Source organism: Paracoccus sp. (in: a-proteobacteria), assembly GCF_030538655.1.
In the GTDB taxonomy this organism is placed as follows: Bacteria; Pseudomonadota; Alphaproteobacteria; order Rhodobacterales; family Rhodobacteraceae; genus Paracoccus.
This window is the reverse complement of record NZ_JAUNTO010000031.1, coordinates 1-24887: the sequence shown is the minus strand read 5'-3', so window position 1 is coordinate 24887 and position 24887 is coordinate 1. Positions and strand designations below refer to the sequence as shown.

The following is a 24887-nucleotide window of genomic DNA, read 5'->3' as shown; positions in this document are numbered from 1 at the left end:
CTCCTTCGCGGTTGAGCAGACTCTACATTAAAGTGAGGGATCTTTCGGGGGGCAGCGGCGCTATACGATCGGGCGCTGGCCAGAATGGAGCGTCACCGCCGCGCGGGAACGCGCCAAGGCGCTGCGACGCTTCATCGACGCGGGCAACGATCCGATGGCGGATCGCGAGGATGCCCGCGACGCGCCCCGGATCAGCGAGCTGATCGACCGTTATCTGGCGGAACATGCAACCCATCTGGCACCGCGCAACAAGGCCGATCAGGAAAGCATGATGCGCAAGCTGGTCGCGCCGCATTGGCAGAACCGGCTGGTTGAAGAAATCGAGCCAACTGACGTCGAAAAACTGCTGAACAGGATCGCCGAGGGTCGGGCGCGGCCAGCCAAGGCCAAGATCAAAGGCAAGCGCCGCAAACCGCTGGCCCCTGCCCGCCCGACGCCGATCCGGGCCAACCGCACCGGCGAGGCGTTACGAAAAATGTTCAATCTGGCGGTGCAATGGAAGATGCGGGCAGACAACCCCGCCGCCGGATTCCGCCGCCGCACCGAAACCGAACGGGATCGTTTCCTGTCACTGAACGAGATCGGACGGCTCAGCGATGCGCTTGCGGCAGCCGACGATCAGCGCGCGGCCACGATCATCCGGCTTTGCATGCTGACCGGCGCGCGGGTGGGCGAGGTCCGCGCCGCGCGGTTCGAGGAGTTCGATCTGGAACAGGGCGCATGGGCCAAGCCTGCGATGAAGACCAAGCAGCGCCGGATTCACCGGGTGCCGATCTCCTCCGAGGCAGCGGCGCTGGTGCGGCTGCGGCGTGATTCCGTCGCGGCGGGCTGTGACTGGCTGTTTCCGGGCGACGGTGACAAGGACCAGCCGGTGCAGGAGATCCGCCGATTTTGGAAGATGATACAGGAACAGGCCAACCTGCCCGGCGTGCGCATCCACGATCTGCGCCACACTTTTGCCAGCCTGCTGGTCAGCGGCGGGGCGTCACTGGAAATGATCGGAAAACTCTTGGGCCATACGCAGACCCGCACCACACAGCGCTATGCGCATCTGATGGACTCGCCGCTCAGGGCCGGCGTCGATGCCGTGGCGGGCATGATGCGGGCGCGGCCAAGGCTGGTCCAGCCCACGCCGTCAGAGGCAGGCGTTACGCCTGCTGACGCAACTCTTGCCAGATCGGCATGATCCGTTTGCGGATCGTGCTTTCCTCGGGCGCATCGCCATCCACGCTGCGCGCGATGGCATTTCACACACGGCTGGAATCATGCTTTCCTCGGACGCGTCGTTAACCTTCAACCCCGCGCTGCAACCATTTCCATCCGTCGATGGGCACGGACCAACAGGCTGTCTTGCGGCAGGATCAGCGGCAGGGGCGGCATGGCCGCGATCCTGTCGGCTTCGTCCGGCGTCATGCCAAGCCCACGCAGGATGAAGCTTACGACCTGCTCGACCTGCTGCGTGTCCGGCGCACTGACTGACTGACGCAGCACCGACAGCAGCACCGCACCCGCGATACTGTCCAGCGAAACCGCCAGCGGAATATCCATGAACTGGCCCTGTTCGCGGCCTTCCTCCAGATGCGGCGGCAGATAGTCATAGATCAATGAGGTTGGCCCTGCGGCTTCCAGCCCCGTCACCCGTGCAAACCCCGCAAACAGCGGGAAAGCCTGCGCTGTGTCGATGAACAGGCGCAATCCCAGCGCAACGCGGTGTGCGGGGTCGGGAATGGGCGCAACGACAGATTCGACAAGGGACATCAGCTCGTTCCCCAGTTCTTCGCTGATTGCGACCATCAGGTCACGGGTCGAGGGGAAGTATTTGTAAAACGTCCCGCGCGAAACCCCGGCCGCCAGAATCACGTCGTCGATCACCACCGCATCGACACCCTTTTCCGCAAATACCGGCATTGCACTTTCGATCAGGCGCCGCCGCATGGCGTCGCGGCGGCGTTCTGCGGTGCGGCTGCGATGGTTGTCTGTCATGGCCCATGATTAGCGGCACCGGCGACACATGTAAATGACACTTGTGTCACTTTGTTAAATCCATCATAGTGACACTATTGTCGATATGGAGGCAGCATGAGCCAGCCCGGTATGACCACGCACACCCTGCGCATCGCGGATCGTGATATCCATATGTCGGAAACCGGCAGCGGACCCCCGCTTTTACTGCTGCATGGCGGCGGGCCGGGGGCGTCGGGGCTGTCGAATTATGGCCGCAATATCGACGCATTGGCCCGATATTTCCGGGTGATCGTGCCGGATATGCCGGGCTATGGCCAGTCAACCAAGCGCATCGACAAAAGCGACAGCTTTGGTGATCTGGCGGCAGCGATGCGCGGGCTTCTGGATGCGCTTGGCGTGGACAAGGCGCATATCGCGGGGAATTCGCTTGGCGGGGCAACAGGGCTGCGGCTGGCGATGGATGCGCCCGCACGGGTTAACCGTCTCGTGCTGATGGGACCGGGCGGGATCGGCACCACGCGGGCATTGCCGACCCGTGGGCTGAACAATCTGCTGCATTACTACAAAGGCGAAGGCCCGACCCGCGCCAAGCTGGAACGCTTTATCCGCAACGATCTGGTCGCGCCAGGGATCAAAGTCGATGACGCGCTGATCGAGGCGCGATTCCGCGATTCCATCCGCCCCGAGGTTGTCGCAAACCCGCCTTTGACCCGTCCGCCGGGCCTGCGTGCATTGTGGCGGATGGACCTGACGCGCGACCGCCGCTTGCGTAACCTACCCCATCCGGTGCTGGTGCTGTGGGGGGCGAATGACCGGGTGAACCGGCCATCCGGCGCGGATTGGCTGCGACGCCACCTGCCCGATTGTTCGACCTATATCCTCGCGCGGACGGGCCATTGGGTGCAGTGGGAACGCGCCAATCAGTTCAACGCCCTCACAACCGCATTTCTGGAGGCCCGCGCATGAGTTTCGACGCTGATCTGATCGTTCTGGGCGCAGGGCCGGTGGGGATGTGCGCCGCAATCGAGGCGGGCCGGCGCGGGCGACAGGTGATCGTGCTGGAACGGCGCGAGGAAACCGATCCGGCAGGCGCGAAATGCAATACCGTGGCGGCCCGCACGATGGAGGTATTCCGCAGCTTCGGCATCAGCGGTCAGGTCGCCGCCGCAGGGCTGCCGGATGATTTCCCGACCGATGTGGTTACGGCAACCTCGGTCACGGGGCCAGAGCTGGACCGGCTGCGCCTGCCCTCGCGTCGTGAACGCGCCAGCGGCGGTTTTGCCGACAGCGACTGGCCCAGCCCGGAACCCATGGTGCGGCTGAGTCAGATTTATCTGGAACCGGTGCTGAAACACGCGTTGCTGACCACGGCAGGTGTGACCGCATATTTCCGGGCCAACGCGACGGCGATTGCACAGGATGCGACGGGCGTCACCGTGACCGCGACCATGCCCGATGGAACCGAACGGCGGTTCCGCGCACAATATCTGATCGGGGCGGATGGCGCGCGCTCGCTGACGCGCCACCAGATCGGCGCGAAACTGACCGGCGACGCGGAAATTGCCCGGTCGCGGTCAAGCCTGATCCGGGCACCGGGACTGCGGGCCTTGTGGGGCGACCGCCGCCCCGGCTGGATGAGCTGGATCGTCAATCACGAGGTCAAAGGGATTCTGGTTGCGATTGACGGTCAGGACATCTGGCTGGCGCATCGGGCGCTGCCGCAGGGGGAAACCGATTTCGGCATGATCGACCCTGACCGGTCGATCCGCGCGATGCTGGGCGTCGGTGGCGATTTCGCCTATGAGGTGCTGCATCACGAGGACTGGATCGCGCGCCGCATGGTGGCTGACCGGCTGCGCGATGGCCGCATCTTTATTGCCGGGGATGCCGCGCATCTGTGGGTGCCTTTTGCCGGTTACGGGATGAATGCGGGCATTGCCGATGCGATGAACGCGGTCTGGACAATCTGCAACATGCTGGAGGGTTGGGCCGGTCCCGCCATGCTTGACGCCTATCAGGCCGAACGTCACCCGATCACCGAACAGGTTTCGCATCATGCAATGCAGGCCATGCTGGATATGGTCGATCAGCTTGGCAAGGGTCCGGTGCCGCGGGCGCTTTCCTCTCGGCTGAACCCTTTGGGCGCGGCCATGCGGCTGGTGATGGGGCAGCGTATCGCCCCCATCAATCGGGCGCAATTCCTGCCTATAGGGCTGAACTTTGGCTATTATTACCGGGCCTCGACGATCATTGCCGCAGATGGCACCCCGCCGGCCTATACGATGACCGATTATCAGCCCTCGACCGTGCCGGGCTGCCGTCTGCCGCATTTCGCTGTCTCAGGGCGTCCGGTCATCGACCTGATCGGCCCGGTCTATACATTGATCTGCCTTGATCCGGCGGTGGATATCACACCGCTGACCCGCGCCGCGGGACGGGTCGGAATGCCGCTGACGCTGGTGAATGCGCCACGGCCCGATCTGCCCTGCTTTACCCATCCGCTGCTGATCGTCCGCCGCGATCAGCATATCGCGTGGCGCGGGACGACCGCACCGCAAGACGCAGATGCCCTGATCGCCCACCTGTCCGGGCATATTCCCGAGGATTAAGATGACAAACCCGATCCCCGACACCGTCTTTGGCCATGTCCGCACCGGCTATCTGGTCGTCACCACGCAAAAGATGGCGGACTGGCGCCGCTTTGGCGCCGAGGCGCTGGGCCTGCATATGGATATTCACGGCCCGGACCTGACGACTTTTCGCGTCGATGACCGCGCCCGCAGGCTGATCGTGCAGCATGGCCCTGATGAGGATCTGGCCGGGTTGGGGCTGGAGGTCACATCGCCCGGCGCGCTGACCGAGATTCTGGCGCGGCTGGCCCATCGAGGTATAAGTGTGACCGAACGGATCGGGGCAGAGGCCGCCCTGCGCGGGGTGCCCCGGTTCTGGTCCTTTGTCGGGCCAAAACGGCAGCGGATTGAACTGTTCACAACGGCCGAAACGACCGATGTGCCGCTGTCCATGCTGTGTTCGGGCTTTCGGACCGGCGATGCGGGGCTGTGCCATCTGGCCATCACCTCGAAGCGGCCCGATCAGATGATCGCCTTCTGGCACGAGATTTTCGACGCCCGCCTGTCGGACCGGATCGAGGAGAAAATCTCGGGCGTGAACCTGCTGGTGACGTTCCTGCGTATGAACGAGCGGCACCATTCCATCGCCGTTGCCCGCACCAAAGGGCTGGCGCTGGACCCTATTCCGACACGGGTTCAGCATATCGCGCTTCAGGTTGCCGATCTGGAAGATGTCAGCCACGCTTTTGAACGCTGCCGGGCATTGGGTTACAAGATCGCCATGTCGGTCGGGCAGCACACCAATGACCGCGAGATTTCCTTTTATGCGGTCTCGCCCTCGGGGTTCGAGCTTGAAATCGGCTGGAACCCCCTGATCGTCGATGAAACCCGATGGGACGCCAGCACCGTGCATCAGGGCATTTCAGTCTGGGGGCATAAACCGCTGGATCACGGGCTGACCGACAACCTGCGCCAGTTCCGCACCGGCCTTCTGTCGCTGTTGCGAAAGGAATATCAGCCGTTCTAGCCCCGAACGACGACCAGCACCGTGATCCGTGCGGTTTCCTGAGTTGGGGCGGGTCTTGGTCACGCCAAGGCCCGCCCCTCTATCGCAACAGGGACTATTTCGTCGTGCTGCCGAAGGCGATGGACACCGGGCTTCCAGTCCGGGCGACAACCTGCGGATTGGAAAGGGTGCCGCTGCCCTCGGCAATGGCAAAGCTGATGATCGTGTCGGACAGCTCATTGGCCACCAGAATATCCTTGCCCGAAGGCGCCAGCGTCATGAACCGTGGGCGTTCGCCACCCGACCCGATCCATACCGGATCGGACATGCGCCCGCTTACCCGGTCGATCACAAAGCGGACGACACTGTCGTGCCCCCTGTTCGTGGCATAGACATGGCCCCCGTCCGGGCTGACAATGATCGCCGCCCCACGGCTGTTGCCGGTGAAATCGTCTGGCAGCGTGGAAACGACCTGAAACGGTTCAAGCCTGCCATCGTCATAATGATAGGCGGCCAGCGTCGAATCCAGTTCATTCACGACATAGACTGTCCGGCCATCCGGGCTGAATGCAGCGTGACGCGGCCCTGCACCTTCCCGCGTCACGACCTCGGACAGGATGGCAAGGCCACCGTTTTCATCCGCGCTCAGCACGAATATCTTATCAAGTCCCTTGTCCGGCACGATGAACCGTTGCCCCGTGCTGTCAGGCAAGACCTGATGCGGATGCGATGCGGTTTGCTCCTGACGATGGGGACCGGCCTCGCCGGGAAGCCCGATCTTGCTGACAACGGCGCCAAGCGTTCCCTCATCGCTGACCGGCAGGCTGACCACGGTTCCGGTTTTATAGTTGGCGACGATCAGATACTTTTCGCCCCGGTCCAGCGCCAGATGCACCGGGTTGGTGCCCTCGGTGCTGACAGTGGACAGTTTGACCAGCCCGCCCTGTTCCAGGTCGACGCGGAAGGACGATGCCGCCTCAAGATCGCCATGAACCGTGAATAAAAGCGTCCGATCAGCGTTCAGGATCAGAAAGGACGGGTTGACCAGATCGCCAACGGTTTCGCGATGCTGCCAACCGTCCGTATCGTTTGCCTGATAGATCTCGATTCCATTGCCGCGGGCATTGCGTTCCTTGGTCGTCCGCGACCCGACATAGGCATATTCACCCGTGGCGGTATCCTGCGCCTGCGACAGTGAGGCCGCACAGATCAGAAGCACCGCGCCGATGACGCCCGGCTTTATACTTTTCCGCAAGTTCATGGTTCCCCCCCTTTTGAAATCCTGTGCCGATGAAACGTCTGGCGGCCCGCACTGATCGGCCAGAAAGGCTGACCGGCGCGGGCCGCGCGTTTTCGCCTTAGTCTCCCTGATCCATCTCAAGCACGTCCCGCTCATTCGCGGCGGCTCTCATGCGGCGCTTGACCAGCGCGCCGGTGAAAATCGGCAGGACGAAGCCGCCGATCGCCACCAGCCACAGGCCGATCGACAAGGGCGAGGCGAAAAGCACCGTCCAGTCGCCATCCGAGATCGTCAGGGCGCGGCGCAGGTTGACCTCCATCGCGTTGCCCAGCAGCACACCCAGAACGACCGGCACCAAGGGCACGTCCAGCTTGCGCAAGGCCCAGCCCAGCACGCCGAAAAAGACCATCATCATCAGGTCGAAATTCGACCCCGAAATGCCGTAAACCCCGACGAATGAGATCATCGCCACGACCGGCATCAGAAAGCGCGACGGCACCAGCAGGACGCGGGCGAACAGTGTCACCATCGGAATATTCATCACCAGCAGCATGAGGTTGCCGATGAACAGCGCGGCAATCAGGCCCCAGACCACATCCGGGTTACTGGTGAACAGCAGCGGGCCGGGAGTGATGTTCATCGCCAGCAGCACCGCCAGCAGGACGGCGGTGGTGCCCGATCCCGGCACGCCAAGCGCCAGCATCGGCACCAGCGCCCCGCCTGCGGCAGCGTTGTTGCCCGCCTCGGGCGCGGCGACACCACGGGGATCGCCCTTGCCAAAGGTGCCCTCGCGGTCCGAGATTTTCTTTTCCAACGTATAGGCGATAAAGGAACCCAAGGACGCCCCCGCCCCCGGCAGAACACCGGCCAGAAAGCCCAGCACGGTCGAACGGGCCATCGCCGGGGTCGCGTGCTTGATAAGGCCCCATGACGGGACGATCCGGCCGATTTCCGGGGCTTTCTGCGCCGTCGTGCCGCCGTGCCGGTCCTCGATAAAGATCAGCACTTCGGACAAGGCGAACAGGCCGACGATCACGACCAGAAAGTCGATACCGTCATACAGATGCACCTCGCCCATGGTCAGGCGCGGAACGCCGGTCTGGGTATCGACGCCGACCATGGCCAGCGCAAGGCCCAGAAAGGCCGCAAAGGCCGCCTTGGCCTGATTGGTCGAGGAAATCCCGCCCAGCGTCGCAAAAGCCAGCGCGAACAGCGCAAAATATTCGGCCGGGCCGAACAGCAGCGCGACGCTGACCAGTTGCGGCGCCAGAATGGCAAGGCCGACAGTCGCGAAAAACGACCCGACGAAGGACGCGATGCCGGACAGGGTCAGGGCCTCGCCCGCGCGTCCCTGCCGGGCCATGGGATAGCCGTCAAGACAGGTCATCATCGCCGGCTCATCACCCGGAATGTTCAGCAGGATGGATGAAATCCGCCCGCCATACATGCAGCCGTAATAAACCGAGGTCAGCAGGATCAGCGACGGCGTCGGGCCAAGCCCCAGCGAAAAGGCAAGCGGGATCAGGATCGCGACCCCGTTTGCCGGGCCAAGTCCGGGCAGCGCGCCCATCATCGTGCCAAGGGCGCAGCCAAGCAGCGCAAACAGCAGGTTTTGCCAGGTCAGCGCGACGGCAAAGCCGTCGGACAGCGACATCAAGGTATCCATTTCAGAACCCCCACGGTCCCCGCGCAAGCGACAGGCCCAGAACCAGTTTGAAGACGACATAAATCCCAAGCGACGATGCGGCGCCGAAGATCAGCGAAGTGATCGGGGACGAACCAAGCCGCCAGCTCAGATAGGCGCTGGCCAGCGCGGTCGCGATGATGAAACCAATGACGGGCAGCAGCCACGCATAAAGCCCCATCACCGCCACCGCCATGGCCAGCTCGAACAGTTGCGCGCCACGCGGCCATGTCGCGCCGATATCGGGCCGCATCAGGATGACGATGCTCGACAGCGCCAGTCCGATGCCAAGGGTATAGGGAAAGCTGCGCGGCCCGACCGCATCGGTCATGAAACTGTCGGGCACCAGCGACGCCTGCCAAAGATAGAGCACGGCGAACAGCAGCCCGAGGCCGCCGAATATTCGGTCACTCATGGTTTCCTCCCGGATAAGGTGATGAAGACGGGGGCACGTCAGACGCCCCCGTTCCGGTCACTGGATGATGCCGATCTTGCGCGAGAGCGCCTCGATTTCCGCGACATTCCCCGCAACGAAGTTCTGAAATGCTTCGCCGGAATAGTCAAAATCGGCAAGGCCGTTCGTTTCCATGACGGTCTTCCAGTCATCCGAGGCATACATGGTCTTAAGGGCATCGACCCAGAACGCATAAGCATCGTCAGACATACCGCCCGGCGCATAGAATCCGCGCCAGTTGGCACCGATCACGTCCAGACCCTGTTCCCGCGCGGTCGGGATATCGGCCGCCTTGCCCGGCAGACGTTCCGGCGACAGCACCGCCAGCACCTTCAGATCGCCCGATTCGACAAAGCCCTGCGCCTCGGAAATATCGCCGGTGAACGCCTGCACCGATCCGGCCATAAGCTGGGTGATGGCCTCGCCACCGCCCATGAAGGCGACGTATTTGACCTGACGCACATCCTCGACGCCCGCCTTCTCTGCGGTCATCAGCACCTTCAGGTGGTCCCAGCCACCGACCGCCGATCCCCCGGCAAAAGCAATCGCGCGCGGGTCGGCCTTTACCTGCTCCATCAGCTCGGGCAGCGTATTGATCGGGCTGTTCGCGGCGACACCTATCACCCCGTAATCCGCCCCGACAGTGCCAAGCCAGCGCACCTGATCCATCGTGTTGCCCGGATAGGCCCCCTGCGCAAGGCGCGTGGTGGTGGCTGACGAGGCCGCAACGATCAGGTCGTTTTCGCCATTGCGCTTGGTCACCACCTCGGAAAAGGCGACCCCGCCGCCACCGCCTTCACGGTTCGTCACCTGCATGGTGCCATGGATCAGACCCAGATCCTGCAAGGTCTTTCCAACATGACGGCAGGTAAAGTCCCAGCCGCCACCGGCACCCGAAGGCGCGATACAAGCCGGTTGCTTCGGCTCGAAAGCGAACCCCGGCGCAGCGGCCAGCGCGGCAGCCGTGACGACACCCGTCACCCATATTTTATTCAACACCCTCGTCTCCTCCTCCTGTGAATGCGCCATCCTCCAGCGCAGAAATCCGACCCTCTGCTAAGCCACCCCAATCCGGGATCACCGCATAAGATTGTATGTTGTAGTTTCATGATACATGTATTAAGTCAATCCGTAAATCAACTTTGCGGATGGGAGGACAACCATGGCAGATCCGAAACTGATAGCCGCAGATGCGTTGCGGCGGTTTGCGCAAACGGCCTTTGCCAGCGCTGGAATATCGGATGCGAACGCCCGGATCATCGGTGACGATCTGGTCAAGGCGAACCTGCGCGGCATCGATTCGCATGGCGTGTCGCGCATCCCGATGTATCTGGAACGGCTGGATCGCGGTCTGGTGAACCCCCGCCCCGAGATGGCGGTGAACAAGGTCGCCGGTGCCGTCGCCCATATCGACGCCGATAACGCCATGGGCTTTCTGCCGTCGCACCTGGCCATGGATACCGCGATGGATATGGCGAAGGATGCCGGGATCGGCATGGTCGGCGTCAGCCGCTCGACCCATTTCGGGATGGGCGCGCTTTACGCGCTGCAAGCCATCGAACGGGGCTTCGTGTCGATGATCTTCACCAATTCATCGCCTGCCATCGCCATGTGGGGCGGGCGCAGCGCGTTTCTGGGTGCCAGCCCTATCGCTGCCGGTGTGCCGGGGGGCAAATCCGCGCCCTTCGTCATGGATATGGCGATGACGGTGATCGCGCGCGGCAAGATCCGCCTTGCGGCCATGCGCGGCGAACCGATTGCCGAAGGTCTGGCGCTGGACGTGGACGGCAACCCGACCACCGATGCCGCCAAGGCGTTCGAGGGCGTCTGCCTGCCGTTCGGCGGGGTCAAAGGCTCGGTCCTTGGCACGATGATGGACCTGATGTCCGGCGTTCTGACCGGCGCGAATTACGGCGGCGACGTGAAAAGCCTGTATTTCGACCATTCCGAGCCGCAAAATGTCGGGCATCTGTTCTTTGCGATCCGCCCCGACCTGTTCATGGCGATGACCGATTTCGAGGCCCGGATGGAGGATTTCAACCGCCGCATCAAGGCCCTGCCCCGCGCCGCCGGATGCGACGAAATCCTGATGCCGGGCGAGCCCGAAGCCCGGACCGAGGCCCGGCGTGTCGCCGAAGGCATTCCGGTCACGGATAACGTGCTGGCCGATCTTGCGAAAATCGCGGCGGACCGGGGCATTGCGCCGCTGTCAGGGGCGGACTGATGCCGCATCTGTCCGCGCATCTGGGCTATCTTTTCACCGAGCTGCCGTTGGAAGCACGCTTCCAAGCCGCCCGCGATGCCGGTTTTAACGCGGTCGAACATCCGGCACCCTTTGCGATTCCTGCGGCGCGGTTGCGCACCCTGCTGGATGATCTGGGGCTTGCGCTGGCGCAGATCACCTCGGGCATGGGCAATCCCGGTGAAAAGGGCATCGCCAGCCTGCCGGGGCGAGAGGCCGAGTTTCGCACCGGCTATGCCCGCGCACTGGACTATGCCGAGGCGGTCGGCTGCCCCTTCGTTCACGCGATGGCGGGGGTTGGCGGCGACCCGGCGACCTATCGCGGCAATATCGACGCCGCAATCCGGCTGTGCGAAGGCCGCCGCCCGCGCCTGCTGGTCGAGGCGATCAGCGATGACGCCGTGCCCGGCTATCACCTGTCGCATATCGACGATCTGCTGGCGCTCGGGCGCACCCATGCCGGGCAGATCGGCCTGTTGATTGATACCTTCCACGCGCGGGCCGATGGCCACGATCCGGCGACCGCCCTGCGTGCCGCCGGGGCGAACCTGGCCCATGTCCACATCGCCGATTTTCCCGGCCGTCACCAGCCGGGGACCGGCACCATCGACTTTGCCGCCGTCCGCGACGCATTGGCCGATATCGGGTTCCGGGGTGCCATCGGCTTTGAATACCTGCCCGACGGAACCGACCATTTCACATGGCTGACCGAATGGCGCGAAAGCGCCCGCGCCGGTCGCCACCCCCTGCACGGAGAACCGCAATGATCCAGTCCATCAACCCGTTTACCGGCGATCTTGTCGAGGAATTCGACGCCCATACCGCTGCCGAGGTCGAGGCCGCGCTGGAAAACGCCAGTGCCGCGCAGCGCCAATGGCGGCGCGTGCCCATTTCGGATCGCGTAAAGCTGCTGACCGCGATGGCCAAGGCCCTGCGCGCGGGCAGCGAAGGTTATGCCCGCCTGATTACCGAAGAAATCGGCAAGCCGATCGTCGAATCCCGCGCCGAGATCGAGAAATGCGCCGCCACCTGCGATTTCTATGCCGAGGCCGCGCCGCGCTTTCTGGCCGATGAGGCGGTCGCCTCGAACGCCGCCGACTCCAGTGTGGTTTTCGATCCGCTGGGCGTCGTTCTGGCGGTGATGCCGTGGAACTATCCGTTCTGGCAGTTCTTCCGCTTTGCCGCGCCCGCGCTGGCGGCGGGAAACGGCGCGATCCTGAAACATGCCAATAACGTGCCGCGCTGCGCCTTGGCGATTGAAACGGTGATGCAAAAGGCCGGCTGCCCCGATGGTCTGATGCGCACATTGCTGATCGAAGCGTCCGAGGTCGCCGGGCTGATCGCCGATGACCGCATCGCGGCCGTGACCCTGACCGGATCGACACAGGTCGGCCAGATCGTCGCGGCGCAGGCCGGGCGGGCGCTGAAAAAGCAGGTGCTGGAACTGGGCGGATCGGACCCGTTCATCGTGCTGCCCGATGCCGATATTGCGGCAGCGGCGACCACGGCGGTCAGGTCGCGCTTTATCAATGTCGGGCAGTCCTGCGTGAACGCCAAACGCTTTATCGTCCATGACGACATCGCCGACGAGTTTCTGCGCCGGTTCCGCGACGGTATCGCGGCGCTGAAAATCGGCGATCCAATGGATGAGGCGACCCAGATCGGCCCGATGGCGCGATTCAACCTGCGCGCCGAACTGCACGATCAGGTCACGCGGTCGATCAGCGACGGTGCCGAACTGGTGCTGGGCGGGAACATGCTGGACGGCCCCGGCAATTTCTATGCCCCGACCCTGCTGGACCGGGTGACGCCCGCACATACGTCCTTTCGTGAAGAACTGTTCGGCCCGGTCGCCTCGGTTATCCGCTGCGGCAGTGCCGATGAGGCCGTTGCCCTGGCGAATGACACCGAATTCGGCCTTGGTGCCTCGGTCTGGACCGCTGATCTGGCGCTGGCCCGCAGCATGGCACGGCAGATCAACGCGGGCGCGGTGTTCGTGAATGGCATGGTCGCATCGGACGCCCGGCTGCCTTTCGGCGGCATCAAGAAATCGGGCTATGGCCGCGAACTTGGCAGCTATGGCATCCGTGAATTCACCAATATCAAAACGGTCTGGATCGGACCGGCCCGGTAAAGGACAACACCATGACCAACGAAACCCCCGCTATCCTGCGCCCTGATGAGCTGCCCGTGAACGACCGCGGCAATGGCGCGCGCACCATCCCGCTGGTCACGCGCAAATGCGGATCAACCAGCATGATAAACGGCATCACCGCCTTTGATCCGGGTGCGAAGATCGGCGTCCATTTCCACAATTGCGAAGAAAGCGTGATGATCCTGGAAGGAGAGGCCATCGCCGAAATCGACGGCCAGCGCCACGCGCTGAAGGCCGGCGACACGACATGGATCCCGGCCAATGTGCCGCATCGCTTCCTGAACGAAAGCGATGCCCTGATGCGGATTTTCTGGACCTATGCCACGGTCGATGCCACCCGCACCATGGTCGCGACCGGGATCGAACAAAGCATCGACGACGAACACGACAAGGCAAAGCAGCTATGATCCGGGAAATCGCGGCGCTGACCATCGCACCTGAAACGACTGTCGCGTTCGAGGCAGCGATGGCCAAAGCCCGGCCGATTTTCTTGGCCGCAAAGGGCTGCCACGCCATGCGGCTTGACCGGGTGATCGAAACGCCCGGCCAATACCGGCTGGTGGTCGAATGGGACAGCCTTGCCCATCACACCGAGATTTTCCGCAACGCGCCCGGCTTTCAGGAATGGCGCGCGCTGGCCGGGCCGTTCTTTGTCGCACCGCCGGTTGTCGTGCATACCGAAACCGTTGTCGGCTGATCTGCCTGTTCAAAAAATATCGGCGGTCGCCTTCAGCGTTCTGGCCCCGCCGATATGCACCGCCAGCAAGTCGGCCGCGCGCGCGGTCTGGCCTGCATCCAGTGCATCAAGAATGGCCAGATGTTCAGCATTCTGGCCGCGCACCCGGTCCCGGTTCAGCGTCTGGCGATATTCCACCAGCCGGCGCAACTGGTTCATTCGCGCGATGGTCGCGGCCAGAAACCGGTTGCCCGACATCTGGGCCAGTCCTTCATGAAAGGCGGAATTGGTTTCAAACAGCTCCATATGGCTCAGCGTTTTCCAGCCGCCATCGCGCAGCATCTCTTGCTGACGGCGCAGCGCGGCCATGATGTCGACATCAAGCGTGAAACCCTCGCCGCGCAAGCCCTCGGGTTCCAGTATCCGGCGCAGGTCATAGCTTTCGCGGTAAGCCCCGAGCGAATCGATCAGCGCGATAAACGTCCAGCCGCGCCCCTCGTTCCGCTCGATCCAGCCCTCACCGGCAATCCGCGTCAGAACCCGCCGCAGTTGCAGGCGGGATATGCCATAACGACGCATCAGATCGTTTTCGCTGATCCTGTCGGGAATAGCCTGGGCCAGCTTGTCATCCGCGATCCGCAGATAGATCCCCTCATCCGAAGTCGAATCCCCGGTCTGAAACAGGGACGGCGCGACTGCCGACGGGTCGCGCAGGAAAAACCCTTTGTTCGGCACTTTTTCGACCACACCGACGCTTGCCAGATAAGCAAGCGCCGAACGAATGGGCTGGCGTGAGATGCCGAAAACATCTTGCAGGCTTTTTTCCGTCAGATGATCGCCCTGAGACATGTCAGAGGTGCGGATATGTCTGACGATCTTTTCGGCAAGGCTGCGGTGCAGTTCATTCATGCCGGAATATTGGCTTAAATTGATCGGAAAGGCAATCTACACTGATCGTTTCTGGCACCGCAATTGGCAAGGACTGATGCCTAAGTCAAAGATGCCTATTTCGTCACCGATGGCTTGTGCCGCCTTTCGCCGTCCGGCAGCGCGATGCCGATTCTGGACCGGAAAAACCTGCCATTGCGGTCCAGGTTGCCCATGATGACCTGCGCCGCATCTTCGTAATAAATCGTCATGCGCGGAACAAGCCTGGCAAAGTTGATCGTGGTCGCAGCATCCGGCAGGATCGGTCCCAAACCCCACCGGGACAGCGGCCAGATATTTTCCGACAGCAGCAGGCCGGGCGTCGGGCGCGCATCGGGCGCCTCGATCATCGGGCCGGGGCACAGAGCGGACCAGTCCAGCCCGGTTTGCTGAAGCAGCCTGAAATTCTGGCGATGCGCCTGAAAATGGGCGGGGATCATCGGATAATCCAGCGTCATCCGGTCGGTGCCCGGCACGTCCAGAAGCGCCGCCCCCGCCATCATCCAGAAACGCCCGCCCGTGCCAAGCGCGGCGTCGCAAGCCCGGATCACCCGCCCGACCAGCCGCACGAAATCCGGCTGGGTGACATAGCCTGCGGCGTTGATAACCGCATCATGCCCTGCAACCGCAGCAGCGATCGACGCCTCGGACGCATAATCGGCCACCGCCGCCCTGACCTTGCCGGTCAATGTCACCGGCAGCACCGAGCTATCGCGCAGCACCGCTGTCACCTGATGCCCATCGGCGAGCGCCTGCGCTACAACCCGGCGCCCGACATTGCCGGTTGCACCCAGAACACAGATTTTCATTATGCCCTCCTTTCTTCTGTCAGCAGTCTTTCGGCCCGGCGCAGCATTGCCGACGCATCATCAACGGCGCAGATTCCGGCAACCACCCGGTCCGGGCGCAGCAGCAGCACCGTCGCAGGCAGCAGCAGGTCACACAGCAGGTTTTCCGTATCAATGACGCCGCCATTTGTCGCCGCCCCCGCGGGCAGAACGGTCAGCGGCGCGGCACCCAGACGGGCAGCCGCCAGCCTGCCTTGCGGATCAAGCGCAGCCAGCGGATCAACCCCATAGCCGACCAGCGCAAAGCCTGTCCCCAGCACGTCGTCGCTGCGCAGCCGTGCCCCGTCGGCATCCGTGATCCAGAATTGCGGAAACGTATTGCCCGCGCGGGTCTTGCCGCGACGGCTGCGCAGGAACAGGCCCCGGCGGAAACGCCCCGAAGGCCGCATTCCCATCCGGTCCACATAGCGCCTCAGCGGCGGCAACTGGCGCAGCAGCCACGCAGCGCCGTGCAGCGCAAAGCCCGAAACCCGGTTTTGTGGCGCGATCAGCGCGCCGATGTGACGGGCAAAGTCAATCATGGTGCGGGCATGAGGCCGCCGTTCGGCATCATAGCTGTCAAGGATGTGATGCCCCGCACGGCCCTGCACCACCGCAGCCAGCTTCCAGCCAAGATTGTGACAATCACGCAACCCCGAGATCAGCCCCTGCCCGACAAAGGGCGGGGTGACATGGGCGGCATCGCCCGCAATCATAACCCGCCCCTTGCGATAGGCCGATGCCGAGCGGGCGTGAAACCGATAAACCGCGCGGCGATGGATGCGGTTTCTGGCCAACCCGCCCCAAGGGGTCAGCAGCCGGTCTATGGCATCATCACTTTCCATCTGCTGCCGGGTTTCATCCGGGCGCAGCATGAACTCCCACCGCTGGCCGCCGGCGGGCGACACCATATGAGGGGTGGGGCGGGACGGATCACACAAGAACTCGACATGATCAATGCCGCCCGGCGGGTTTTCAGCGTCGATCACCAGCCAGTCGTTGTGATAGCTGCGACCATCAAAGCCGATACCCGCCTGTCTGCGGACGATGGAATGCGCCCCGTCGCAGCCGACAAGAAAGCGGGCACGCACCTCATATGTGCCGCGCGCCCCGCCAAGCCGGGCAGTAATCGCCCCCGCATCCTCGGTATAGTCCAGCAATTCGGTCTTTGTCTGCAAATCGACCAAGCCCGGCATGGCGCGCAGCCGGCGGCGCAATTCTTCCTCAAGGCCCGGTTGGTGAAAGGTGGATTGCACAGGATAGGTGTCCCGCTGCTGCCGCGCATCGACATCGCCCAGCACCCCGAACCATGGCGATATCAGGCGGATGCGCGGCACCTGCACGTGATCGAAATCGGCGCTGCCGATACCGGCGGCCTGAAGAATGCGAAAGGCATCACTGTCAAAGGCGATGGCGCGGGGCAGCGGGTAAATGCCCTCGGCCCGGTCGATTACCATGACCCGCACCCCGCGCCGGGCCAGTATCAGCGCCAGCGTTGCGCCGACAGGTCCGCAACCCACCACAAGGACGGGCAGCATGGCCGTGCAGTCTTCCGTCGGTCGTAGCATTGATCCCCTCGCGCCTGGTTGACACGGATACACTTTATAACTTATTTATACATTGATGTATAATTTCGGCAAGGCAAATCGCAATGTCAGACCAGCCCCCCACCGTCCTACCGCCAAGAATCGCCGAAGCCGCGCTGCGCCTTTTCGCCGAGCGGGGATCGGAAAACCTGTCGGTCAGCGATCTGGCAAAGGCGGCGGGGGTGACGCGGGCGACGATTTACAACAACTGCCCGGACCCATCGGCCATTTTCGGGATCATCGCGCGACAACTGGCCGACGAGCTGCATGAAAGCATCGCAAGGGCCAATCTGCCGATGTCCGACCCGGCCGAGCGGCTGGCGGCCGGAATCGGCTATTTCCTGCGCCATGCACATGAGCAGCCGGTCTGGGGCGCCTTTCTGGTCCGCTTTGTCCTGTCCACGGATGCGCTGCGTCCGATGTTGCTGGGCCAGCCCGCGCGCGACATCGCCCAAGGCGTTGAAACCGGCCGTTTCAGCATCGGGCAAGATCAGATCCCTGCCGTTCTGGCACTGATCGGTGGCGGTGTGCTGTCACAAATTGCGCTGATCCTTGACGGACAATCCCCGTGGCGCAAGGCGGCGGCGGATCTGGTCGAACTCGTGCTTCGGGCGCTTGGTCTGGACCCTGCTTCGGCGCGTGAGATTGGTCGCCGCGACCTGCCGTCGCTTGGTATCTGAAATATTCGCTTTGGGAGGGGCGATGATGACGCAACAAACACCGCTGACCATTCGCAGTCAGGCCGATATCGAAGCCATTGAAAAGCTGCCGCTGGCCACGCATGATCTGCCCGCATCGACCTATGAGATGCTGCGCCACGGTGCGGCGATTACCCCCGACGGCCCGGCATTGTCATTTTTCCTGTCGGCAGATGATTTCAAACGGCCTTTCACACTGACGCATCGCCAGCTTTTGGCGCAGATCACCCGCACCGCCAACGCGCTGCGCAGACTGGGGATCGGCCGGGGCGACGTTGTGGCCTATATCCTGCCTAACCTGCCAGAAACCCATTACGTCATCTGGGGCGGTGAGGCGGCTGGGATCGTGCTGGCGGTCAATCCCCTGCTGGAGGCCACCCAGATGGCCGAGATCATGACATCGGCGCGGGCAAAATGGCTGGTGACACTGGCCCCCACGCCGGGCACGGATATCTGGCAAAAAGCATCAGAGGCCGCACAGAAGGTGCCGGGGCTGCATGGCATCCTGACGGTCAGCGTCGGCCCCTATTTGCGCGGACCAAAGGGGGCGGCCTTTCGCCTGCTATCGAACCTGCGACGACCACGTGCGGGAGGCTTGCGGATTTTGTCTCTCCGCCACGAAATCGCAGGCGAATCCGCCGACCGGCTGGACTTCGCGCCACCCGTGGCGGGTGACATCAGCTCATATTTCTGCACCGGCGGCACGACCGGCCTGCCCAAAATCGCGCGCCGCACACACAGGTCCGAGGTTTACGACGCCTGGGCCGCCGGGCTTTTTGCGGGCGATATGCTGGGGCCGGGGCTTTCCGCATTATGCGGCCTGCCGCTTTTCCATGTGAACGCGCAACTGGTCACGGGCCTGCTGCCCTGGTCACGCGGCGCATCAGTGGTGATGGCGACGCCGCAAGGCTATCGCGGCACCAACGTATTTGCGCGGTTCTGGCAGATCGTCGCGCGTTACCGAGTCTATGCTTTTTCAGGGGTGCCGACCGTTTATTCGGCGCTGTTGGCGCATCTCCCCGGCGCGGCGGATATTTCCAGCTTGCGCTTTGGCTTTTGTGGTGCCGCCCCGATGCCGGTCGATCTGTTTCGCCGGTTCGAGACCCAGACCGGTGTGCGGATCATCGAAGCCTATGGCCTGACCGAAGGGGCCTGCGTGTCCTCGACCAACCCGCCCGACGGCGAATCGCGCATCGGCTCGATTGGGTTGCGACTGCCCTATCAGCAGATGCGGGTGGTGCATCTGGATGAAAAGGGTCACTTTGCCGGTTTCGCTGCACCGGATGAAGTCGGGATCATCGCCATTCAGGGACCGAATGTCTTTGCGGGCTATGTCGAAACGGCGCATGAAGCCGGCCTGTGGATCGAAATTGACGGTGTGCGCTGGCTGAACACCGGCGATCTTGGCCGACAGGACAGCGACGGTTATTTCTGGCTGACGGGCCGGAAAAAGGAACTCATCATCAGGGGCGGGCACAATATCGACCCGCGCATGATCGAGGATGCGGTGCAAAATCATCCCGCCGTAACCCTTGCCGCCGCGATCGGGCGCCCCGACGCCCATGCGGGCGAAGTGCCGGTTCTGGCGGTGCAACTGCACCCCGAGGCGACTGCCGATGCCGATGCGATCCTTGCCCATGCCATCGCGAACATCCCCGAACGCGCCGCGCATCCGCGCCACCTGCGCATCCTGCCCGCAATGCCGCTGACGCCTGTGGGCAAGATATTCAAACCCGCGCTGAGCATGGCAGAAATAGAGGACGTGGTGCGGGTCGAGGCCCAAACCAGCGGCACCGCGCTTGTCTCGGTCACGGTCGGACAGGACCGCACCCGTGGCATGGTTGCCCGCATCGTCACCGAAGGCGATCCGGCACCGCTGCGCAGGGCGCTGGACCGCTATGCGTTTGCCAGCGATCTCAACAGCTTGCAGGAGAATTGACATTGGCCCTGAACATCGCCCGCTATCGTGAAACCAGCGGCATCCGCTGGGGTGTTATCACCGCCGACGGGATCAGTCCGCTGGCCGGTGACTATGCGACGACCGCAGACCTGATCCGCGACGGTGGCCAGGACATGTGGCGCGCCGCCGAAACCGCGCCCACGCTGGACCCCGAAACCGTCGAGATACTGTCCCCGGTCACGGCCCCGGCGCGGATTTTGTGTCAGGGCGCGAATTATCGCCAACATATGATCGAATCCGGGATGAACCCCGACGAAAAGACCTTCAACATGTTCTTCGAGAAATCAGACGCCTCGCTGAACGATCCCTTTGGCACGGTGCACCGTCCGTCCCATGTCCGGGCGCTGGATTACGAAATCGAACTGGCGCTGGTCTTTGGCAAAGCCATCACCGGCCCGGTCACTGTCACCGCCGACAATCTGGCCGATTTCGTCTTTGGGATAGCGGTTGCGAATGACATTTCAGCGCGCGACATCCAGATTCCCGAGACCCAGTTTTTCAAAGGCAAAAGCTATCGCGGCTTTTGTCCCATGGGGCCTTATCTGACGGTGCTGGAACGCGGTGAAATCGCGGCGCTGAACGATCTGCAACTGGAGTTGCGCGTCAACGGTGATCTACGCCAGAAGGACAGCACGGCAAACCTTGTTTTCAAGCCTGCCGAAACCATTACCGAGCTTTCGGCATTCTCGGATATCGCACCGGGCGACGTTCTGCTGACGGGCACGCCCAGCGGCTGCGCCCTTCGCGTGCCGCCGCCTTTTTTGCGCAAGATCCTGCAACTTATCCTGCCCGAAAAGACCCTGTGGCGGATGTTCCGCGAAGGTCAGGCGAAACGGCCCGGCTATCTGCAACCGGGTGACAGGGTAACGGCCCTGATCCGGTCGGCCGACGGAGGGGTGAACCTGGGCGAACAGAATATAACCATCGCGGAAGGTGCCCCCGGACCGGATCAGGTGGTGGCCACGAAATTGCAGCATCATGTGTTCTATGTCTCTGATCTCGAACGCTCGAAAGCCTTTTATACAAGGCTTCTGGACCTGCAGTTTTCAGCCCTGAACCATCCTGACAGCAGCGCGGCGATGCGGCTGTCGCATCAGCAGATGCATTTCTTTTCCTTTGGCCATTATCACCATGACCTTTGTCTGGTGAAACATCACCGGCTGACGCCGGATAACGGTTCGATGCTGTCTTTTACGGTCATCGCCCGCGATGATGCCGCGTTTCAGAAGATCCGCGCACAGGCCGATGCGATGGCGCTTGATATCCGCGAAGGGCGTTTGCTGAAATCAGCCCTGCCCGCCACAGCCGCCTTCAGCGTTGCCGATCCTGATGGCCATATCATCGAAATCCTGCTGGAGACCGCCTGATGACCACGCCCCCGAATGTCCTGCCGCGCATCGCTCAGCGACTGTCGCCCCTGATGAAACAAAAATGGGTGCGAGAACTGATCCTGCTATGGCCGACGCTGACGGGAAAACGGTTTTCAAACAAAGCCGAGGATTACGGCGTTTTCCAGCCCTCTCGTGTTGAAAGGCTGGGGCAGCTTTCGATCTATGTCAAAAGCATTGCCCGATCACGAGCCTGGTATGAACGCACCGCCGGGCTGACCCACAGCCGCACCTGTGCACCCGAACCGCACCCCCTGAAACCCGGCTGGACCCTGCGCGCCTGCTATATGGATGCACAAGACCACGCAGAATGTCTGGTGCTGCTGGAGGAAACCGATCCCGCCGGCACCATCTCGACCCCGACCGCGATGAGCTTTTTCCACACCGCCTTTGAATTGGCTGGAAATGACACTGAACATGTCCTGACCTTTGCCAAACAGCGCAAAGCAGCAGGACAAAACCTGAATTACGGCCCCGCCCGCCACAATAACGAACCGGGGCTGGGTGATGGTGAAACCGGCGGCAATGTGGCGTGCTATCTTTATGACCCAGACTGGAACAACGTCGAATTTTGCGGCGCGATGGATACGATCGAAAATTATCAGGCGCGATATGGCAAGTCCAAGGGCCGGGACAGAATATAATTACGGCGGGCTGATTCGGTTAATGGTGGCCAATGGTTCCGATACGGCATGCCGAGCCATAGTTTACCGCCATTTTTGTGAGCACGAAAATAAGATCATGACCAAGGAACTGGAGAGTGGATATGACGTGACAGAAGTTCATCCGCGACCTCGACTGCAGGGCCGAACGCGCCAGCCAGAAATGGCAGGCCGACTTCATATACATATGAGCAGCGAAAGGCTGGCTCTATGTCGCGACCGTCCTCGTCCTATAATTATTGGCGTGTCGTTGGATGGCCCATGGAGGTAGATCGGAACACATCACCGGTCATGAAAGCGCTGATGATGCCTGCCTGGCCCCGCCGTCCTCGGCCATCATCGCGGTCTTGTGGCGCTCGGCGATCATCGCGTCGCAATGCTCGCATTGATAGGCGGCGGTTTCCGGGTGCCCGGCCTGCCAGCGCAGGCGTTCGAACTTCAGCCATTGCAGCGCCCCGCAATGCGGGCAGGGCACATGATAGCGGCGCTGATCCGACAGCTCATATTCCCGCTCGACCCGCGACAGTCCCCTGATCGTCGGCGTCGAGGCCAGAAACAGTTTGGAGCGATGACCGAAGCTGATCGTGCGCGCCTCGGCCAGCGCGATCGGGTCGCCCTCGCCGTCAATATCGCCGGGATAAGCGTTCGCGGTCATGCTCGGACCAATGGCGCATGACCGCTCACCCTCATCGAGAAACACCCAACGCGCGGGCATGGAGCGCAGCCCCACCGCGCTGTTCGCGCCGGTCAGGATCAGCTGCCCGCCCGGAAAGCGTTTGCCCAGAATGGTGTTGCCGCTGTCCCTGGTCCGCGACGGCAGAACCAGCGCGCGCAGCTCGGGGCTTTCCTCGATCAGCGGGTCGATGCGCTGCTACGACAGGCGCTTGGCCAGATCGACGGTCGGCTGCACGGCCAGAAACGGCCCCGGCGCGCGGTGGATACAAAAGCCGATCCAGTTGTTCCCGGCCTCGGTCGCGCCGACCTGCGCGGCCTTCATCAAGATCACCCGCGCCGCAGGATGGGCCGGGGACAGCGCATCCATGATCTCGCGCATATAGGGGGTGCGATTGGTGCGATAGGGGCCTGCCTCGCTGGCCGCGCGCGAGGACAGGATGCGGTGGCGGTCGGACCACTCGCTGACCGTCAGCGCCGGGTCCGGGGCCAGCCCGTCGAGCCAGGCCCGGCGGATGTCCTCGGCACCGTCGAACCCGGCAGCGTCGAAGCTATCGAAGCTCAAGCCGGACCTCGGCCAGTTCCGCCAGATGCGCGCGCAGATATCTGTCCAGCATCTGCTCCATGGCATGCGGATCGGTGCCCAGCTCCGCAGCCATGTTCGCGGCCACGCGCGGCGGCCAGTTCAGCCAGGCATCGCGTTCGCGCCGGGCCAGATCGAAGACCATGGTCGTGGCCCGCGCCCGGTCGACCAGTTCCGCCTTCATCTTTTGCAGGCGAACCTTGGCGGTCTGCGCCTTGAGCACCTCATTGGCCATCCGCGCCCGCAGAAACGACACCTCGCCGCCCGCGTCGGGGGCGGTGTCGGCACCAGCATCACGCAAGGTGTCGGTGACAGCCTCCAGCGCCGCTTTCGGCACCGGCTTGGTCGCGGCGACACGGGCGCTCGCAGCACTGCGCGCGCCCAATGCCTGCGCATGAACCCCGCGCTGTTTGGCCGGATCGGTCTGGCGTGCCCATTCGGCATCAGCGCGGGCCGGATCGATGCTGCCATCGGGCTCGGGGGTAATGCGGCCGCTGGCGATGGCCTTGCGCACCGCCGCTTCGCTGACGCCGCGATGGGTTGCGTATTGGCGGCGCGAGATGCCCATGGGGGTGGATTCCTGTGGTTCGGCGGCGGGTGGCGGGCATGCATTCGCCCGTCCCGCTGCGTCGTGATTATTATTCAAGAACAGGTGCTTATTGAGTTGATGAGCACCCGCAACAGAGCGACCCTGATTGCAGGACAACGATGCAACTCGCCCCGAAGGGAGATCACCATGGCCCGCAAAAAAGCCCAACCGACCCTCGCCACCCGCTACAACGCGCTCGCCCGCAAGCTGATGCCCGGTCAGGACCGCCTGCTGGTCGATCCGAGCATCAATATCAGCTGGCAGATCGACGACGAGGTCTTCCGCCGCAGCGAATATCTTGGCGGCATGGCCGGGGTGATCCTTGCTTTGCTGAAGCAAGAGGGCGCAGAGGCTGCGCCGCGCGGCTGAGCCGCCCGCACCTGCCCCGAACCCCGCCGCGCCCATCGCGCGGCGCAGGGTCGTAGCACCGGGGGCAATCCCGCGCCCGGACCCGGAGACGACCCGATGAATGATCTTACCCCCACCCAGACCGCCGTTCTGAACTCCGCGAGCGCCCGGCCCCGCCAGATCGCCCTGCCGCTGCCCGGCCACCTGCCTGCAGGCGCGCAGGCCAAAGTGGTGGCCGCGCTGCTGCTGCGCGGATTGCTGACTGAGGCCGCCCCCGCCCCCGGCGATCCGCTCTGGCGCGACACAGGGCGGACGCTGGTGCTGAGTTCAGCCGGAATGGAAGCCATCGGCTTCGATCCCGTGGTGATCCGGGCGGTGGCGGGACAGAAGGGGTCAAGGAAAGCATCCAGCCGCCCCGAGCCGCAACCCACCGAAACACCATCGCAGGCCGATCTGCCACCCACTCACAAGGCATCCGTCGCAAATGCACCCGCGCAGGCAGATGGAGCAAAAGCCCCGGAAGATAGGGCAACGACTGCAAAGGCGACATCTATCGCGGCCCACACCACAGAACCGGCGGCACCGGATCGTGCCCGCAGCCCACGCACCGGCACCAAACAGGCCACCCTGATTGCCATGCTGCGCGCGCCCGATG

23 protein-coding genes and 2 pseudogenes are annotated in these 24887 nt (G+C 63.1%); 15 read left to right on the top strand and 10 right to left on the bottom strand.

Features of this window, described 5'->3' with window-relative positions:
- Nucleotides 1-46 precede the first annotated feature (46 nt).
- Nucleotides 47-1186: pseudogene (locus Q4G22_RS14750) on the top strand (tyrosine-type recombinase/integrase); the annotation flags it as partial.
- 107 nt (nt 1187-1293) lie between these two features.
- Here Q4G22_RS14750 and Q4G22_RS14745 read toward each other — a convergent pair.
- Entirely contained in the window at nt 1294-1983 is a 690-nt protein-coding gene (locus tag Q4G22_RS14745) for a TetR/AcrR family transcriptional regulator (RefSeq protein ID WP_303386645.1), read from the bottom strand.
- A 111-nt stretch (nt 1984-2094) separates the two neighbouring features.
- Here Q4G22_RS14745 and Q4G22_RS14740 point away from each other — a divergent pair, with 111 nt between their 5' ends.
- From Q4G22_RS14740 to Q4G22_RS14730, 3 genes are read left to right on the top strand one after another with little or no spacing between them, the layout of a single operon-like run.
- Nucleotides 2095-2931 (top strand): alpha/beta fold hydrolase, encoded by an 837-nt coding sequence (locus Q4G22_RS14740; protein ID WP_303386644.1) that lies wholly within the window; start codon nt 2095-2097, stop codon nt 2929-2931.
- On the top strand, nt 2928-4574 hold the full coding sequence (locus Q4G22_RS14735) for an FAD-dependent monooxygenase (RefSeq protein WP_303386643.1): 1647 nt from the start codon (nt 2928-2930) through the stop codon (nt 4572-4574). The genes Q4G22_RS14740 and Q4G22_RS14735 overlap by 4 nt, the downstream gene beginning before the upstream one ends.
- 1 nt (nt 4575) lies before the next feature.
- A complete protein-coding gene (locus Q4G22_RS14730; protein WP_303386642.1) occupies nt 4576-5562 on the top strand; it encodes a VOC family protein in 987 nt (328 codons plus the stop codon).
- Between the two features lie 94 nt (nt 5563-5656).
- On the opposite strand, the gene Q4G22_RS14725 is transcribed toward Q4G22_RS14730, so the two are convergent.
- From Q4G22_RS14725 to Q4G22_RS14710, 4 genes are all read right to left on the bottom strand, one after another.
- Nucleotides 5657-6802, bottom strand: coding sequence for a lactonase family protein (locus Q4G22_RS14725; RefSeq protein WP_303386641.1), 1146 nt, complete (start codon nt 6800-6802; stop codon nt 5657-5659).
- Between the two features lie 97 nt (nt 6803-6899).
- Nucleotides 6900-8447, bottom strand: a complete 1548-nt coding sequence (locus tag Q4G22_RS14720; protein WP_303386640.1) for a tripartite tricarboxylate transporter permease — start codon at nt 8445-8447, stop codon at nt 6900-6902.
- 1 nt (nt 8448) lies between these two features.
- Entirely contained in the window at nt 8449-8880 is a 432-nt protein-coding gene (locus Q4G22_RS14715; protein ID WP_303386639.1) for a tripartite tricarboxylate transporter TctB family protein, read from the bottom strand.
- Nucleotides 8881-8937: 57 nt separating this feature from the next.
- On the bottom strand, nt 8938-9900 hold the full coding sequence (locus Q4G22_RS14710) for a tripartite tricarboxylate transporter substrate binding protein (RefSeq protein ID WP_303386646.1): 963 nt from the start codon (nt 9898-9900) through the stop codon (nt 8938-8940).
- 181 nt (nt 9901-10081) lie between these two features.
- Here Q4G22_RS14710 and Q4G22_RS14705 point away from each other — a divergent pair, with 181 nt between their 5' ends.
- From Q4G22_RS14705 to Q4G22_RS14685, 5 genes are read left to right on the top strand one after another with little or no spacing between them, the layout of a single operon-like run.
- Nucleotides 10082-11143 (top strand): Ldh family oxidoreductase, encoded by a 1062-nt coding sequence (locus Q4G22_RS14705; RefSeq protein ID WP_303386638.1) that lies wholly within the window; start codon nt 10082-10084, stop codon nt 11141-11143.
- On the top strand, nt 11143-11928 hold the full coding sequence (locus tag Q4G22_RS14700; RefSeq protein ID WP_303386637.1) for a TIM barrel protein: 786 nt from the start codon (nt 11143-11145) through the stop codon (nt 11926-11928). Before Q4G22_RS14705 ends, Q4G22_RS14700 begins: the two co-directional genes overlap by 1 nt.
- Complete coding sequence (locus Q4G22_RS14695; RefSeq protein ID WP_303386636.1) at nt 11925-13295, top strand: NAD-dependent succinate-semialdehyde dehydrogenase; 1371 nt, start codon at nt 11925-11927, stop codon at nt 13293-13295. Before Q4G22_RS14700 ends, Q4G22_RS14695 begins: the two co-directional genes overlap by 4 nt.
- Nucleotides 13296-13306: 11 nt before the next feature.
- Nucleotides 13307-13723: a cupin domain-containing protein gene (locus Q4G22_RS14690; RefSeq protein WP_303386635.1), complete on the top strand. Its 417-nt coding sequence runs from the start codon at nt 13307-13309 to the stop codon at nt 13721-13723.
- Nucleotides 13720-14013, top strand: coding sequence for an antibiotic biosynthesis monooxygenase (locus Q4G22_RS14685; protein WP_303386634.1), 294 nt, complete (start codon nt 13720-13722; stop codon nt 14011-14013). The genes Q4G22_RS14690 and Q4G22_RS14685 overlap by 4 nt, the downstream gene beginning before the upstream one ends.
- A gap of 9 nt (nt 14014-14022) precedes the next feature.
- On the opposite strand, the gene Q4G22_RS14680 is transcribed toward Q4G22_RS14685, so the two are convergent.
- The 3 genes from Q4G22_RS14680 to Q4G22_RS14670 form a co-directional block, all read right to left on the bottom strand.
- Nucleotides 14023-14901, bottom strand: a complete 879-nt coding sequence (locus Q4G22_RS14680; protein WP_303386633.1) for a GntR family transcriptional regulator — start codon at nt 14899-14901, stop codon at nt 14023-14025.
- Between the two features lie 95 nt (nt 14902-14996).
- Nucleotides 14997-15728 carry an NAD(P)-dependent oxidoreductase gene (locus Q4G22_RS14675; RefSeq protein WP_303386632.1) on the bottom strand — a complete coding sequence of 244 codons (732 nt, stop codon included), beginning with the start codon at nt 15726-15728 and terminating at the stop codon, nt 14997-14999.
- Nucleotides 15728-17284, bottom strand: a complete 1557-nt coding sequence (locus Q4G22_RS14670) for a bifunctional 3-(3-hydroxy-phenyl)propionate/3-hydroxycinnamic acid hydroxylase (protein WP_303386631.1) — start codon at nt 17282-17284, stop codon at nt 15728-15730. The genes Q4G22_RS14675 and Q4G22_RS14670 overlap by 1 nt, the downstream gene beginning before the upstream one ends.
- A gap of 113 nt (nt 17285-17397) precedes the next feature.
- Between Q4G22_RS14670 and Q4G22_RS14665 the strand changes: the two genes are divergently transcribed.
- The 4 genes from Q4G22_RS14665 to Q4G22_RS14650 are packed head-to-tail and all read left to right on the top strand — an operon-like array spanning nt 17398 to nt 22022.
- Nucleotides 17398-18012 carry a TetR/AcrR family transcriptional regulator gene (locus Q4G22_RS14665; protein WP_303386630.1) on the top strand — a complete coding sequence of 205 codons (615 nt, stop codon included), beginning with the start codon at nt 17398-17400 and terminating at the stop codon, nt 18010-18012.
- A 25-nt stretch (nt 18013-18037) separates the two neighbouring features.
- A complete protein-coding gene (locus tag Q4G22_RS14660) occupies nt 18038-19969 on the top strand; it encodes an acyl-CoA synthetase (protein ID WP_303386629.1) in 1932 nt (643 codons plus the stop codon).
- A 2-nt stretch (nt 19970-19971) separates the two neighbouring features.
- Nucleotides 19972-21357, top strand: coding sequence for a fumarylacetoacetate hydrolase family protein (locus tag Q4G22_RS14655; protein ID WP_303386628.1), 1386 nt, complete (start codon nt 19972-19974; stop codon nt 21355-21357).
- A complete protein-coding gene (locus tag Q4G22_RS14650; RefSeq protein ID WP_303386627.1) occupies nt 21357-22022 on the top strand; it encodes a VOC family protein in 666 nt (221 codons plus the stop codon). Before Q4G22_RS14655 ends, Q4G22_RS14650 begins: the two co-directional genes overlap by 1 nt.
- Before the next feature lie 334 nt (nt 22023-22356).
- Here the strand turns inward: Q4G22_RS14650 and Q4G22_RS14645 are convergent.
- Both Q4G22_RS14645 and Q4G22_RS14640 read right to left on the bottom strand, forming a co-directional pair.
- Nucleotides 22357-23277: pseudogene (locus tag Q4G22_RS14645) on the bottom strand (phage terminase large subunit family protein); the annotation flags it as partial.
- Nucleotides 23264-23863, bottom strand: a complete 600-nt coding sequence (locus Q4G22_RS14640) for an elements of external origin (RefSeq protein ID WP_303367627.1) — start codon at nt 23861-23863, stop codon at nt 23264-23266. The gene Q4G22_RS14640 and the pseudogene Q4G22_RS14645, both read right to left, overlap by 14 nt.
- A gap of 168 nt (nt 23864-24031) precedes the next feature.
- Between Q4G22_RS14640 and Q4G22_RS14635 the strand changes: the two genes are divergently transcribed.
- Together Q4G22_RS14635 and Q4G22_RS14630 are read left to right on the top strand one after the other, a co-directional pair.
- Nucleotides 24032-24253: a hypothetical protein gene (locus tag Q4G22_RS14635; protein ID WP_303386626.1), complete on the top strand. Its 222-nt coding sequence runs from the start codon at nt 24032-24034 to the stop codon at nt 24251-24253.
- Nucleotides 24254-24349: 96 nt separating this feature from the next.
- A partial coding sequence (locus tag Q4G22_RS14630) for a hypothetical protein (RefSeq protein WP_303386625.1) occupies nt 24350-24887 on the top strand: 538 nt, incomplete at its 3' end.